Source organism: Vibrio sp. V39_P1S14PM300, assembly GCF_009904765.1.
Classification (GTDB): domain Bacteria; phylum Pseudomonadota; class Gammaproteobacteria; order Enterobacterales; family Vibrionaceae; genus Vibrio; species Vibrio proteolyticus.
The window spans coordinates 1-14,538 of record NZ_WXWP01000218.1; the positions used below are offsets into that span (position 1 = coordinate 1).

Here is a 14,538-nt window from a genome sequence, read left to right on the forward strand (position 1 = left end):
AACCGAGTTTCTAACGTCTTATTAATGAGACGTTAACCGTGACTGAATTTTGATTCTTTTATTTCTTTATAGCCAGTAATTGCGTATTAACACAATAAAAATCCTGATTAATAGACCAGACTCTGATTTCCCAGTACTTTTATTTTACTGCCAGTTCGACTTGAAGATACATCCACACGCAAAGCCATCTGTTCCTTCAACTCACTGACGTGAGAGATGATACCTATCGTGCGGCCGCCTTGTTGCAGGTCGATTAAAGTCTGAATTGCGAGTTCAAGGGATTCAGGATCTAAGCTGCCAAAACCTTCATCAATGAACAGTGTATCGAGACGAATGCCGCCACTGTATGACTGCACCACGTCCGACAGCCCCAGAGCCAGGGCCAATGCAGCCATAAATGATTCACCGCCAGAAAGCGTGGCCACATCACGCAGTTTTCCGGTGTATCCGTCCTCGACCATCAAATCGAGACCAGAGCCCGCATTCCCTTTCGCTCTATCCTCTTTGCGACGTAATTCATAGCGGCCTTTAGTCATTACTCTGAGGCGCAGAGATGCCTGAATCAATACATCATCAAGCAAAACTCCCAACACAAAACGATGTAGGCTGACTTTGGCCCCAGTACGACCATTAGCAATGTCACTGAGCGTACCGTACACTTGGTAGGCTTTTTCTAGTTCGGCGTTTTTCTCGTACAATCGCGCCAGTTTCTGTTCCACCTGAACCAAGCTATCCATACGAGAGCGGTGGGATGCCAGCATATCAAACGCACCACTCACCACTTTTTGCTTTCCAGCTAATTCACTTTCAATGGACGCCAAATTAGGCGGCTCTTTACCTTCTAACGCCAGAGCAACGTTATCAATCCGCCCTTTCAGAGTCGCCAATAACTCATCAAACTGACGGAGGCGACCATCTGCAGCTGTGTGTTGGGCTTCGTCCCACTTCGCCTTTAGGTAAGCGTCCACATCGTGAAAATCTGTCTGGGCTAAAGCGTGTTCCCATTGCGCCTGAGCCCGTTCCAATTCCGTTGTCCAGGATTGAAGCTGCTCTTTGGCACTGATATGGGCAGATTGAGACGACGCAACCAGGTTCTGCATCTCCGATAATCGCGTACGTGCCTGCTGTTCTGCCAGAGTCAAGCTCTGTATCTGCTTCTGAACTGAGCTGTACTTTTGTCTGACTTGGTCAACGTGCGTAAAGTCGGACGTAATATCCGACTGTAGCGACGCGACTTTGGTTTCTGCTTCAGTCAACTCTCGTCGCGCTTTTTCAAGGTTTTGTCCCTGAGCGTCGTGCTCTTGCTGAGCCTGAACCAGTTTGATTTCCAATTGGCGCAACTGGTCTTCTAGCGCAACTAAGTCAATAGCAGACAAACGTTGAATTTCGTTTTCCAGCGATAGTTTCCGTTGTTGTAACGTTTCCAAATCCGTTGCTTCTTTCTGCTGCAAAGAGGCTTCGACTTGAACGGCTTCCTGCTGCAAGTACTGTAAATCACTTTCCAGCTTTTGCCGTAAACTTGCCTGTTCAAGCTCGCGGTTCGTTTGCTGCTGCTGGTATTCACGCGCTTGTTGGACTTGATCTTTTGTTACAGCGTCACCCATAAACTGCGCCAACTGAGGGTGCGTGTGACTACCACACACAGGGCAGGAGTCACCTTCTGTCAATCTTGCCGCCAGCTCTGCTGCCTGATTGCTGTGCCAGACAAACTCGAGTTTATCTGCAGTTTGACGCGCAAGGTTGGTTTGCTCTTGAGCGGCTTGATACTGCTTTTCCACTTGCTGGAACCGCTGTAACTCAGCATTCTGGCGCTGGATGAGTTGCTGATGTTTCAGGCGAAGATCAATCAGCTCAATGGTATTGGTGAGGGACAGTCGTTTACCATCCAGCGTCGCACTTTGCTGCTGTGCTTGTTCACGCTCAGTTCGTTTCGCCTGAAGTTGAGTATCCAGGTGCTTAAATGTCTGCTCAGATTTCTGATGATGCGAAGTGGCTGCGACAAAGGCTTGATTAGCACTTTCAAGCAATTTTTGTTGCTCATTCAACGCGGCGAATTTCTTGCCTACTGACTCCAGTTGGAACAGTTGCTGATTGAGTTCACTGACCTGCTCGCTATTTTTCTCGGCTGCCTGATACGCACTCTCCGCGTCTTTTAGCTGCTGCTGAGCCTGTTCCAGAAGCAGAGATTTATCTTTTATACTATTTCTGGCAGTCTCGCACTGTTTCTCAGCACTCTTCATCTGATCGTATGGGCGATCAAGCTGCATGGCTTTTTGCGCCTGTTGTTTCTGCAGACGTAACTTATCGATACCCTCACGTTTAGCCAGATGCTCTTTCAATTCCGCATCCAACTTCGCTTTCTGGGCAAACTGGTGACTCAGCTCTAAGGCAGCCGAGTGTTGCTGCTTGGTATGATCTAACTGTTTTTGGGCATTCTGATATTGCTGGTCACTTCCGCTCAAGATAGGAGCCAAACGCGCTTTTTCTGCCTGAAGCTCTTCTTCGCTGTTGACCGAGACGACATCCAGTGCCCCTTTAATCTGGTTATCAAACTCATCTTTTTCTTTTCGTATACCGGCAGCTCGATCAAACAGTGCTTTCTCGATCTGAGTGTAAATGTGTGTTTGGAATAGCTGTCCAAAAATCTGTTCGCGTTCCTTTGAGTTCGCGGTCAATAGCTCACGAAACTTTCCTTGAGGTAGCACCATGACCTGGCGGAACTGTTTCACATCCAGACCAATGATAGACAGCATCTCTTTAGACACCGCAGTCGGGCGGCTAGCGATGAGTTGCTCCTCTCCATTCGCAACCAGATACAGTGATGCTGTGTGCGTTTTCTTCGTGGTACCGTCACCTCGCTTTTTGGGCACTTCCTGATCGGGCGTCCGAACAACCTTGTAGACTTTACTGCCAAGAGAAAACTCAAAACTGACCTCGGTCAGTGTGTTAGGCTCAGCATGATCGCAACGCATTTGATCACCAGTCCGCTCACTGCCTGTGGTTTCGCCATAGAGTGCAAAACAGATAGCATCTAAAATAGAGCTTTTTCCAGAGCCGGTCGGGCCATTGATCAAAAACAGCGGAGAGGCACCCAATTTGGTGAAATCGACCTGCTCTTGTCCCGAAAACGGACCAAACGCCTGAAGTATTAGTTTGATCGGTTTCATGAGCGGACCTCCTTATCACCAGTTAGCTTGCTGATAATACTGGCCATTGCTTCTTCCTGAGCAGGTGTCAATGATTCCTGTTTGGCCTCCAGAAAGAAATCCCGAAACATATCAATTTCACCTCTAGCTAGCCTGGCTCTACCCATTTCTTGATCCACGCCAATCAACATGCCGGGCTTTTCCAAATGAAGCACATTCGGATACGCTTTACGCAGCTTTTCCATCGGGTCGAGAATCGCATGCTTATCCAGCAGGCGAATCAACACATAATCGTGATTGTTCGGGTCGGTCATTCCCTGAGCAATAATATCATTCAGTTCACCCTCAATAATTCGCATTTCATGAGGCGCTTTCAGATCAATGTGAGTTGCCGACTTAAAGCCTTTCTCGTCCAACTCAACCAATGTCATCCCCTTCTTCTGATGCTGTTCAGAAAAGCTGTATTTCATCAATGAACCTGAATAGCGAATGTACTCTTCACCTTTCTGTTGTGGTTGATGCAAATGGCCCAGCGCTACGTAATCAAATTCAACAAAATGTTCATGACTGACTCGATCAGAGCCACCAATGGATAGCGGACGTTCGGATTCCGACTCGATGGCGCCATCGACAAAACAGTGGCTGATCAGCACATGACGCTGGTCCACGTTCCAACTCTCTTGAATTCGTTTAGAAAGGAATGCATGAGCTTCATCATGATCGGAGACGCTCTCTTGATACAAATGTCGGATCAGTTCCGGATCGTGATAAGGCATACCGTAAAATGCAACGTCTCCGCTCGTCTCAGAGTGAATAACCACCGGATTCAACAGATCATCGAAACTGCTTAAAATATGCAGACCGGCATGGCGCATTTGCTCTGCACCAAAACCCAGCCGCTGTGCGCCGTCATGATTGCCAGAGATCAGAATGACTGGCGTATTGAGTTCACCACAAATCCGGTTGACGGTCTCATTCAGCAACTCAATGGCGCTGGTCGGTGGAACCGAACGATCATAAATATCACCAGCAATCACTAGAGCATCAACCGGATGATTGGCAATATAATCGATGATCTGTTCTATCACTGCGCGTTGATCATCAAGAAGAGAGACATTGTGAAATTGGCGGCCAAGATGCCAGTCGGAGGTGTGAAGAAACTTCATTGAAGACGTGCCGTTATACTTTACTTTAGAGGTGGATAATACCAGCAGAGGTTTGCTTTCCCTAGGCAAAAACACAGTCGCCGCACAAATTGGCGGCGACGGTCGGGTTTTTACTCTGGCTTACTTTTACAATGCTCAATTGCATTGGCAAGTAGCTCAAGTGCACTGTGTGGGCACTCTGGAAGAGCTGCATCACTTTGCCCTATCGGCGTGACACGCTCACCCCATTTTATGTGCCCAGCCCCCCAGGTCAATCCAGCACCGAATGCGGCCAAAAGCAAATCGTCATTTGGTTTCACTTTTCCCTGCTCAAGCGCTTCACATAAGGCAATAGGCACGGTTGCCGCGGAAGTATTACCGTATTTGTGAATGTTCACAAACGCCTTTTCCTGGCTGATACCGGATAGATCGCACAGCGTCTGAATAATCCGGATATTAGCTTGGTGAGGAATCACGACATCAACCTCTTCAGTAGACAAACCGGAACGAGACAATACACTCTGGGCTGCCGCTCCCATGCCTTTTACCGCACGTTTGAAAATCTCTTTACCGATAAAGTCGAATTCCCAGTAACCGTTGTCCGCAGCAAAACGATCCATCGATGTACCGAACTTGGGTACCGCCAGGATGTCACGACCTGCAGAATCACAGCCTAATTGTGCACTTTGCAACCCGGCTTTCTGTTCTGTGCGGCTCAGCACTACAGCGCCTGCCCCATCACCAAACAGGACAGCAGTATCACGCATGGTCCAGTCAATAAAGAATGACAGCCTTTCTGCACCAATAACCAGGGCATTGCGATAGTTGCCAGCCTGAATCAGGCGAGTCGCCGTTTCGAGCCCGTAGACAAATCCGGTACAAGCGGCATTGAGATCAAATGCAGCCGCCGCTTTCATGCCCAGATTTTGCGATACTTTAGATGCAATGTTAGGAATGAGCGAATCCGGTGAACAGGTCGCAACAATCAGCACATCAATCTCATTCGCGCTGATTCCAGCACACGCTAAAGCGTGTTTTGCAGCAACGGTCGCCATTTCCGAAGTGTTTACATGGCTGATGCGACGGTTTTCGATGCCGGTACGAGAGCGAATCCATTCATCCGAAGTATCGAGAAAAGTGCTGAGGTCGTCGTTGGAGAGCGTAGCCGGCGGGAGACATTTACCCCAACCGGTAATTTCTGCGTAATATTGAGTCATTAATAACCTTTTTATACATCTTTTTCACCGAAGTATACTCAGTATCGCGGCGTACCGATACGCTCTATTTAAGATTCATGTCATAATTCAACCGATAACAAATGAAAGTTTCGAGAGAAAGTTATGTCTACATTTAACAGCCGTTGTCCGTCTTGCCATGGTTTGAATCGAGTACCAGTAGAACGTGTTTCAGAAAACCCAATCTGCGGTAAATGTCAGTCACCTCTGTTTGACGGCGCCCCTATTGAAGGTACTGAAGCCAACCTGGACGCTTTACTTACTAGCCAACAACCTGTCGTGATCGATTTTTGGGCGCCTTGGTGTAATCCTTGCGTGGGATTTGCACCTATTTTTGCTGATGTTGCCGCAGAGCGAAAAGGTCAGATGCGATTTATTAAAGTCGATACAGAGACTCAGCAAAACATTGCGGCAAGATATCAGATTCGCAGCATTCCTACAGTAATGGTATTTAAGAACGGTCAGAGAGTCGATATGGTTAATGGCGCTCTACCAAAGTCACAATTTGATCAATGGCTTAACTCAGCAGCCTCTAAATAACACCATCTCATATAAATGCATAAAAAGTCGGCATATCTTCACTAAATATGCCGACTTTTGTTATGATTACTCCACACTCAGTTACGATAAATAATTTTTATCGTAAAGTTCGATATTTTTCGTTTTACCCTTATCTGTGAAATCTGCATAGTCGCCCCGAAAATCATAATGTTCTTGACTCTTTTCTTTTGGGGATCCAGCGGTGGAAAACACTTTTGAAACTGCGCAAAAAGCACGCATATCCGTGCCTGTTATTGCGTTATCGCTATATGCTGTAGCTTCTGGCTACCTAATGAGCTTAATTCCTCTGGTTTTGCCTCATTATGGTCTTGATAGTCAGTTGGCCAGCTGGCTGGCGAGTGTTTTCTACGCAGGTCTCTTAGTTGGTGCGATTGTTATCGAACCTCTGGTGCATCAATGCGGACACCGCAAAGCATTTGTTTGGTGCCTGAGTGCATTTATCGCGACCATTCTTGTGCTTCCTTTATTGCCACAAGCAACCATTTGGTTGGCTGCACGTTTTATCGCGGGTATCGCTGTAGCTGGCGTGTTTGTGATTGTAGAATCCTGGCTGTTGCATGGGGATGAGAAAGGCCGCGCTCGCCGTCTGGGTATTTATATGGCGTCACTTTATGGCGGTTCATCTATCGGTCAACTGGGCATCGGTTATCTCGGTATTGAAGGCGGTGTGCCTTTTATTGCGATCTTTACACTGCTGTTGCTGGCGGTGGTTGTGCTTGTCTTTGGTGAATCCGATCAGCCAGAAAGCGAACAGCCATCCCGTCTGTCATTCAAGCAGATCAGTAAAATGAATCATGCTGCGATCATCGGCTGCGTGGTTTCCGGTTTAACGCTTGGCGCAATCTACGGCCTCATGCCCCTTGAACTGGCGCATCGTGGAATAAGCAACGAGGACTTGGGTACGCTTATGGCTCTGATCATACTGGGTGGTATGGCCGTTCAACCTATGGTGCCTTGGGCATCCAAATTCCTCGGCCGCACGCTGTTGATGGCCATGTTCTGTCTTCTGGGTGTTGGCGCGATAGCGATTACAACGTTGGACGGCAGCCTGTCTGTGTTGGCGGTGTGCATTTTTATGCTGGGTATGGCGACGTTTGCTCTGTATCCTATCGCGATCAACTTAGGCTGTGACAAGATGGAGCCATCTAAAATAGTCGCGGTGACTCAAGTCATGCTATTTAGCTACAGCATCGGGTCTGTTGTGGGTCCGATTCTGGCTGACAGCTTCATGCGTTCACAACAAGGTTTGATGGGCTACTTGTTTGCGGCATTGTTGGCGACTTGCATCTATATGTTGCTGGCCAGTGTCAAAACCAAACGTCGTTTGGTTGCCGGCGACTAACAGGATCAACTTAACGCTTCATCCTTCGATGACGATTGGAGGCGTGTGGTACCGGTTTGTCCGGCACTGCACGCCTTTCGTGTATCAGGTGGCGGATTGCCAGAATCGGGTGAGGCAATAACATTCTCGGGCCTGCATACCGCATCACGGCCTGCATTTTTTGCTTTGGCTCCGGTTTATAGCAGTGGATCGGGCAACGGTTACAGGTCGGTTTGGCTGCTCCATAAGGGCAGCGATCCAGTCGCTGCTCCGCGTAGCGCAATAGCGCGTCACACTCTTCACACAAGATTTGACGGGCACCATGCTTGTCGCGACAATAAATCCAGATCATGGCTTTTACGGTGTTGAACTCTTTTAATAACTCGCCGTTAAAAATCTCATTATTCTCAGTCATATTGCCTCATCGTCAACGAATACAGCAACAACGCCCTCCCGTCCTCAAGAACCTGTTGAGTTTTGGCAAACTGAAAGCCGGCTTTATTCAGCAGCGCCTTACTGGCTTCATTGTCAGCCGTCGTGATTGCCACCAACTCGTCAATATGTTCCTGCTGCTCCGCATAACGAATCACAGCAAGCACAGACTCCGTTCCGTAACCCTTTCCAGTCGCCTGCGGTAAGAACCCGTAGCCAACATCATAGGCATCGAGCACCTCTCGCTTGATAAGGCCACATACGCCAATCGGGGTTGATGTCTGTTTCTCTTCAACCACCAGCAGACTGACGCCCTTGTCCCTCTCCATCGTTAAAAAGGCGTTCTCGATGTAGTGTTCAGCGTCAGGTTCCGTACTGAGACGCTTGTTTCCGACAAAGCGCAGAAAACCACTGGTATTGTAGAGTTTCAGGATAAAGGGCGCATCGTCAAACGTAATAAAGCGCAGACGCAGGCGTGTGGTTTCGAGTGGTTGCATAGACAGAATCAGAGTTTGTAACCAGAAAGAAAAAACTATATCCTCACGCGTCCGAAATGCCTAATACCTAGATCAAATGAACCGCAAAAAGAAAATCAACCAGATTCTCAAAGCTAAGCAAAAGAAGCAAAACTCCAAGCTGCATAAAAGCAATAAACCTCGCTATATATCGAAAGCTGAGCGTGAAAAACTGGAAGCAGAACAAGTCGCTAGTGATACGCAGCCTGATATTCAGGACGTGCAGGAACAGTAATCTCAGGCCAGCAAAATGCTGGCCTTTGTGTCTCTGTACACCGTAAATCGTCCATCCGGACTACAGCATGAAGTGTTCCTGTTTTCTAAACTGAACGTATGAGTACAGGAATGTAGCTTTACCCGGGAGGCGTATATGCTTCGATTAATCATTACTACTCTGCTGTGTTTGCACACCAGCCTGGTCGCTGCATATCCGGCAAATGCGGAATACTGGAGCCACCGTAGCGTGCTCTACTTTGCCCCTTCTAACGATGAACACGTTCAGCAATTTTTGATGGAAGCGCTGATCAATGAATGCCAACTTTCAGATCGTGATGTTGTCACCATCGTGGTCACGGCCGATGGCTTCACGATCCCGGGCTGGGTTAAAGAAGAATTTAATATCCCTGCCCTGTTTCGCGCATACGGCGCCAACGAAAAAGAGCACACTGCTGTTTTGATTGGCAAAGACGGCAACGAAAAGCTCAGATGGGGGAAAAAAACCAACTGGAAAGAAGTCTCTCAAACGATTGACGCAATGCCGATGAGAAAGCGTGAGATGAAAACCCGCTCTAGCCCATGTTCCGCTTAAGCCTAAAATGAAAAAGCCCCGGTATACACCGAGGCTTTTTCAAAAATAATGGAGGCGCGTCCCGGAGTCGAACCGAGGTCCACGGATTTGCAATCCGCTGCATAGCCACTCTGCCAACGCGCCTTTCAAATTGTTCTTAATCAGAGATATGGTGCCCCGGGCCGGACTTGAACCGGCACAGCGCGAACGCCGAGGGATTTTAAATCCCTTGTGTCTACCAATTCCACCACCAGGGCAACGCAGATATGCGATGGTAACACCATTCCCTACCGGGCTAACCCGCTGGAACGAGGCGTACTTTAACGGATTGAATTTTCAGGTCAACAAAATATTTCATATTTATCAACTGAATGCCCAACAAACTGCCAACTGGTATAGATAACACTCAAACTGCACAAGAAGCGCCCAGCGCGAACACAAAGCCTCGCAAGTGCGAGGCTTTGTGTTGAGACGTCATCGATGACAGTCTCGCATCAACGTTTGGTGTTAGTGATACGCCTCGCCCACCTGCACTTTGCCGCGAAAGACGTAGTAACCCCAAGCGGTGTACGCCAGAATCACGGGCAGGATAAACAGCACGCCTATCAACGCAAACAGTTGGCTGGAAAGCGGTGACGCCGCCTGCCAGAAGTCAACCGATGGCGGAATGATGGTCGGCCAGATGCTGATCATCAGGCTCACATAGCCGAGTGCAATCAAAAACAGCGTGGCAACAAACGGTTTGTAAGAGTGGCGTTTGCGCAGATTACGCAGAATCAGCGCCACGGCAATCACCGCCAACACTTCCACTGACGCCGTAAAGACCCATTGATGACCGCTCAGCCACAAGTCAGCCAGGTGCGGGTTTAACCACGCGGTCCATACCGCCACCATCGCAATCATCACGATCAACGCGTAAGTCAGCGGGCGGCTGTAGTGGCGCATTTTGCTCTCCAGCATGCCGTCGGTTTTCATCAGCAACCAAGTACTGCCCAGCAGCGCGTAGGTCAGCGTCAAACCCAACCCACACAGCAGTGGAAACGGCGCTAACCAGTCAAAATCCCCCCCGGCAAACTGGCGGTTCACCACGGGAATGCCCGCGACGTAAGTGCCCAGTGCGACGCCTTGGAAAAACGCCGCCATGATCGAGCCACCAATGAACGCTTTATCCCACCAGTGACGCGATTTCGCTGACGCTTTAAAGCGAAACTCAAATGCAACGCCACGGAAAATCAGCCCTGCTAATACCAGCACCAGCGGCAGATACAGCGCTTCCAGAATGACGGAATACGCCAATGGGAATGCGGCGTACAACGTCGCACCGCCAAACACCAGCCAGGTTTCGTTGCCATCCCACACCGGCGCGACCGTGTTCATCATCACATCGCGCTCTTTCGGGTCGGAGATGAACGGAAAAAGAATGCCTAAGCCTAAGTCAAAGCCATCGAGAATCACGTACAGCAGCAAGCCAAACGCGATGATCACGGCCCAAATCACGGATAAATCGATACCTTGAACGGTCATGTTGTGCTCCTTTATTTCGCCAGACTGAGCGGGTCATCACTCACGCGTTCTTGCTCAACCGCTGTCGGGCCTTTGCCCACCAGACGCATCATGTAGGTGATCCCGACGGTAAACACCGAGAAGTAAATGATGACAAACAGCGCCAGCGTGATGCTCATCTGCAATACATCATGGTTCGATGCCGCATCGCGGGTGCGCATCATGCCGTACACCACCCATGGCTGACGGCCGATTTCGGTCGTGAACCAGCCTGCCAGCAGCGCAATCAGTCCCGATGGCCCCATCAGCAGGACAAAGCGATGGAACAGTTTGGTGTTGTAGAGCTTGCCTTTGCGACGCAGCCACAACGCCGTCAGGGCAGACAGAATCATCAACATGCCAAGGCCAGCCATCACGCGGAAACTCCAGAACACGATGGTTGAATTGGGTCGGTCTTCTTTCGCAAAACTTTTCAGCGCCGGGATCTGTTTCTCCAGACTGTGGGTCAGAATTAAGCTGCCCAGATACGGCACTTCAAGGCTGAAGCGGGTTTTCTCCGCGTCCATATCCGGAATACCGAACAGGATCAACGGCGTCGCTTCGCCCGGTTTGTTTTCCCAGTGCCCTTCAATCGCCGCAATTTTCGCGGGTTGATGTTCGAGCGTATTTAAACCGTGTGCATCGCCCACCACCGCTTGCAGTGGTGCCACCAGCAGAATCATCCACATAGCCATTGAGAACATTTTTTTCACTTCAGCACTCTTGCGACCGCGTAGTAAATGCCAGGCCGCTGAAGCGGCAACAAAGAATGCCGTCGACAGGAAGGCAGCCAATGCCATGTGCGCCAGTCGGTAAGGGAATGACGGGTTGAATACGATTTTAAACCAGTCGACAGGCACCACGCGGCCATCCACAATTTCAATGCCTTGCGGGGTCTGCATCCAACTGTTGGACGACAGGATCCAGAACGTTGAAATCAGCGTCCCAATCGCCACCATCACCGTGGCAAAGAAGTGCATGCGGCGGCTGACTTTGTGCCAGCCAAACAGCATGACACCCAAAAATCCGGCTTCGAGGAAAAAGGCCGTCAGCACTTCGTAGGTCAGAAGTGGTCCGGTGACACTGCCGGCAAAATCAGAAAAGCGCGCCCAGTTGGTGCCAAATTCGTACGACATCACCAAACCGGACACCACGCCCATGCCAAAGTTAACGGCGAAAATTTTGCACCAGAAGTGATAGAGATTTTTGTACACCGGATTGCCGGTTTTCATCCAGCGCCATTCCAGCACCGCGAGAAAACTGGCCAGCCCAATGGTGATGGCAGGGAAAATAATGTGAAACGACACCGTGAACGCAAACTGAATGCGCGCCAGGTCGAGAGCCTCTAAATGAAACATACCAGAATCCTTAATCTTTCAGAGGTCGCTGGCCCTGCCGCACAACACCAAGCAGGGCCAATGAGATAAATAGAAGTAAACCGAATTACAGTGCAGTGGTTGGAATCACGCTGCTTGGTTTGACTTTTTCCAGTTTGATGGCCACAAACTTGGAGGTCGGCGTAAAGGTGCGATCGCCGTAGCTATCGAGCGGTACCAGCGGATTGGTTTCCGGGTAATACGCCGCGGCCTGTCCGGTTGGCATGTCATACGCCACCAGTTCAAAACCGCTGACACGGCGCTCCAGCCCGTCGTCCCACAAGGTCACCAAGTCCACTTTATCGCCCGGTTCATAGCCCAGACGACGAATGTCCTCTGCGTTGACGAACACCACATCGCGCATGCCAAACACGCCGCGATAACGGTCATCCAGCCCATACAACGTGGTGTTGTACTGATCGTGGGAACGCAGGGTTTGCAGGATCAGATCCGGCGCATCGCCGCGTTGAATCACGTTTTCGTTCACCAGTTGATCCGGCAACGCTGGCGCAGCAAACTGCGCTTTCCCGCTGGCTGTCTTCCATTCACGACGGGCCGCCGTATTACCCAGGTAAAAACCGCCCGGATGCTGCAAACGCTGATTGAAGTTTTCAAACCCGGGAATGGTGTCAGCGATCAAATCACGAATGTGACTGTAATCAGCGATCGCCCAATCCCAGTCGATTGGGAAATTACCCAGTGTCGCTTTGGCAATCCCCGCCAGAATCGCAGGCTCAGAGCGTAGAGATGGCGAGCGCGCTTTGAGCTGACCATAGGAGAGGTGCACCATGCTGAAAGTATCTTCAACCGTCACGCCCTGCGGGCCGTTGGCCTGAATATCGATTTCAGTACGGCCAAGGCATGGCAGGATCAACGCATCGCGACCAGTCACCAGATGTGAACGGTTCAGTTTGGTGGCGATGTGTACGGTCAGCTCGCAGTTGCGCAGCGCATCATGAGTACGTGGTGTATCCGGCGTCGCCTGCGCAAAGTTACCGCCAAGGCCGATAAACACTTTGGCGCGCTTCTCTTCCATCGCCTTGATGGCAAGCACGGCGTTATGACCATGTTCGCGCGGCACTTTGAATTGGAAGCGTTTTTCCAGCGCATCCAACAGAAACTCCGGCGGCTGTTCATCAATCCCCATCGTGCGGTCACCCTGCACGTTACTGTGACCACGCACCGGCGACAGCCCGGCACCCGGTTTGCCGACGTTCCCGCGCAGCAGTTGTAAATTCACCACTTCCTGAATGGTCGGCACGGAGTGGCGGTGCTGAGTCAGCCCCATCGCCCAGCACATCACCACGCGTTCAGCACGGCGATACATGCGTGCCAGCACTTCGATTTCATCGAGCCCCAAACCCGATTGCTGAGTAATGTGTTTCCACGAGGTACGATCGACAACGTTTAAGTAAGCATCCACGCCCGTCGTGTGCTCGCGAATAAAATCGTGGTCGAAAACCGGCGCTTCACCCAATGCTTGCGCTTCGCGCTCCCATTGCAGCAGAAACTTCGCCATACCGCGGAACACGGCCATATCCCCGCCCAAAGCGGGGCGGAAATAGGCACTACTGGTCGGCTCCGAGCCGTTGCTCAGCATTTCAATCGGGTGTTGTGGGTGTTGGAAACGCTCCAAACCACGTTCTTTGAGCGGGTTCAGACAGATCACCTGCGCGCCGCGTTTTACCGCTTCACGCAAAGGTTCAAGCATACGCGGGTGGTTGGTCCCCGGGTTCTGGCCGATGACAAAAATCGCATCCGCCAATTCCAAATCTTTAAATACCACCGTCCCTTTGCCGACCCCGATGGTGTCGGACATGCCAATCCCACTGGCTTCGTGGCACATGTTTGAACAGTCAGGGAAGTTATTGGTACCAAACGCTCGCACAAACAGTTGATAAATGTACGCCGCCTCATTGCTGGCGCGACCGGAGGTGTAAAATTCCGCTTCGTCCGGAGACGCCAGCGCGTTGAGGTGGCGTCCGACCATCGCAAACGCATCGTCCCAGGAGATTTCGACGTAGTGATCGGTTTCAGAATCATAACGCATCGGATGACTCAGGCGGCCCTGATATTCCAGCCAGTAATCGGTTTGCTTCGCCAGTTCCGAAACGCTGTATTTAGCAAAGAAATCCGGGTCCACAAGACGGCTGGTGGATTCCCAGTTGACGGCTTTTGCGCCGTTTTCGCAGAAATTCACCATCCCGCTTTCCGGCGATTCACCCCACGCACATCCCGGACAGTCGAAGCCGCCGTTCTGGTTGGTTTTCAACATCGCTCTCAGGTTACGAAACGCATTCTCACTGCCTAACCAGCTTTTGGTGACCGCTTTGAGCGCGCCCCAGCCGGCTGCTGGTCCGGGATACGCTTTAATGTGTTCCTTTTGGTTCATGACGACACTCCTCTCTAGGAATTTCAATGAACGATGCGTTATTTACCGATGAGCGATGGCAAATATTATTTCGACCACTTGTGCTT

The 14,538-nt window shown here is 50.4% G+C and carries 12 protein-coding genes and 2 tRNA genes; 4 read left to right on the forward strand and 10 right to left on the reverse strand.

Going from position 1 to position 14,538, the window contains the following annotated elements; genetic code table 11:
- Positions 1-107 precede the first annotated feature (107 nt).
- The 3 genes from CAG65_RS11020 to CAG65_RS11030 all read right to left on the reverse strand — a co-directional run bounded on the left by CAG65_RS11020 (position 108) and on the right by CAG65_RS11030 (position 5,508).
- Entirely contained in the window at positions 108-3,167 is a 3,060-nt protein-coding gene (locus CAG65_RS11020) for an SbcC/MukB-like Walker B domain-containing protein (protein ID WP_161453653.1), read from the reverse strand.
- Positions 3,164-4,312, reverse strand: coding sequence for an exonuclease SbcCD subunit D (locus CAG65_RS11025; protein ID WP_161453654.1), 1,149 nt, complete (start codon positions 4,310-4,312; stop codon positions 3,164-3,166). The genes CAG65_RS11020 and CAG65_RS11025 overlap by 4 nt, the downstream gene beginning before the upstream one ends.
- A gap of 110 nt (positions 4,313-4,422) precedes the next feature.
- On the reverse strand, positions 4,423-5,508 hold the full coding sequence (locus CAG65_RS11030) for a ketoacyl-ACP synthase III (protein ID WP_161453655.1): 1,086 nt from the start codon (positions 5,506-5,508) through the stop codon (positions 4,423-4,425).
- Between the two features lie 123 nt (positions 5,509-5,631).
- On the opposite strand from CAG65_RS11030, the gene trxC reads away from it, so the two are divergent.
- A complete protein-coding gene (gene trxC, locus CAG65_RS11035; protein WP_161453656.1) occupies positions 5,632-6,066 on the forward strand; it encodes a thioredoxin TrxC in 435 nt (144 codons plus the stop codon).
- A gap of 202 nt (positions 6,067-6,268) precedes the next feature.
- A complete protein-coding gene (locus CAG65_RS11040; protein ID WP_021705163.1) occupies positions 6,269-7,429 on the forward strand; it encodes an MFS transporter in 1,161 nt (386 codons plus the stop codon).
- Positions 7,430-7,439: 10 nt separating this feature from the next.
- On the opposite strand, the gene CAG65_RS11045 is transcribed toward CAG65_RS11040, so the two are convergent.
- Complete coding sequence (locus tag CAG65_RS11045) at positions 7,440-7,823, reverse strand: nitrous oxide-stimulated promoter family protein (protein ID WP_161453657.1); 384 nt, start codon at positions 7,821-7,823, stop codon at positions 7,440-7,442.
- Entirely contained in the window at positions 7,816-8,337 is a 522-nt protein-coding gene (locus CAG65_RS11050; RefSeq protein WP_161453658.1) for a GNAT family N-acetyltransferase, read from the reverse strand. The genes CAG65_RS11045 and CAG65_RS11050 overlap by 8 nt, the downstream gene beginning before the upstream one ends.
- Positions 8,338-8,413: 76 nt before the next feature.
- On the opposite strand from CAG65_RS11050, the gene CAG65_RS11055 reads away from it, so the two are divergent.
- Together CAG65_RS11055 and CAG65_RS11060 are read left to right on the forward strand one after the other, a co-directional pair.
- A complete protein-coding gene (locus tag CAG65_RS11055; RefSeq protein ID WP_161453659.1) occupies positions 8,414-8,590 on the forward strand; it encodes a DUF2986 domain-containing protein in 177 nt (58 codons plus the stop codon).
- A 135-nt stretch (positions 8,591-8,725) separates the two neighbouring features.
- Complete coding sequence (locus CAG65_RS11060) at positions 8,726-9,163, forward strand: DUF4174 domain-containing protein (protein ID WP_021705159.1); 438 nt, start codon at positions 8,726-8,728, stop codon at positions 9,161-9,163.
- A 49-nt stretch (positions 9,164-9,212) separates the two neighbouring features.
- Here the strand turns inward: CAG65_RS11060 and CAG65_RS11065 are convergent.
- From CAG65_RS11065 to CAG65_RS11085, 5 genes are all read right to left on the reverse strand, one after another.
- Positions 9,213-9,286 (reverse strand) — tRNA-Cys (locus tag CAG65_RS11065).
- 26 nt (positions 9,287-9,312) lie between these two features.
- A tRNA-Leu gene (locus tag CAG65_RS11070) sits at positions 9,313-9,399 on the reverse strand.
- 250 nt (positions 9,400-9,649) lie between these two features.
- Positions 9,650-10,666, reverse strand: a complete 1,017-nt coding sequence (cydB, locus tag CAG65_RS11075; protein WP_161453660.1) for a cytochrome d ubiquinol oxidase subunit II — start codon at positions 10,664-10,666, stop codon at positions 9,650-9,652.
- A gap of 11 nt (positions 10,667-10,677) precedes the next feature.
- Entirely contained in the window at positions 10,678-12,042 is a 1,365-nt protein-coding gene (locus CAG65_RS11080; protein WP_161453661.1) for a cytochrome ubiquinol oxidase subunit I, read from the reverse strand.
- Between the two features lie 85 nt (positions 12,043-12,127).
- Positions 12,128-14,452, reverse strand: a complete 2,325-nt coding sequence (locus tag CAG65_RS11085; protein WP_161453662.1) for an FdhF/YdeP family oxidoreductase — start codon at positions 14,450-14,452, stop codon at positions 12,128-12,130.
- Positions 14,453-14,538 lie beyond the last annotated feature (86 nt).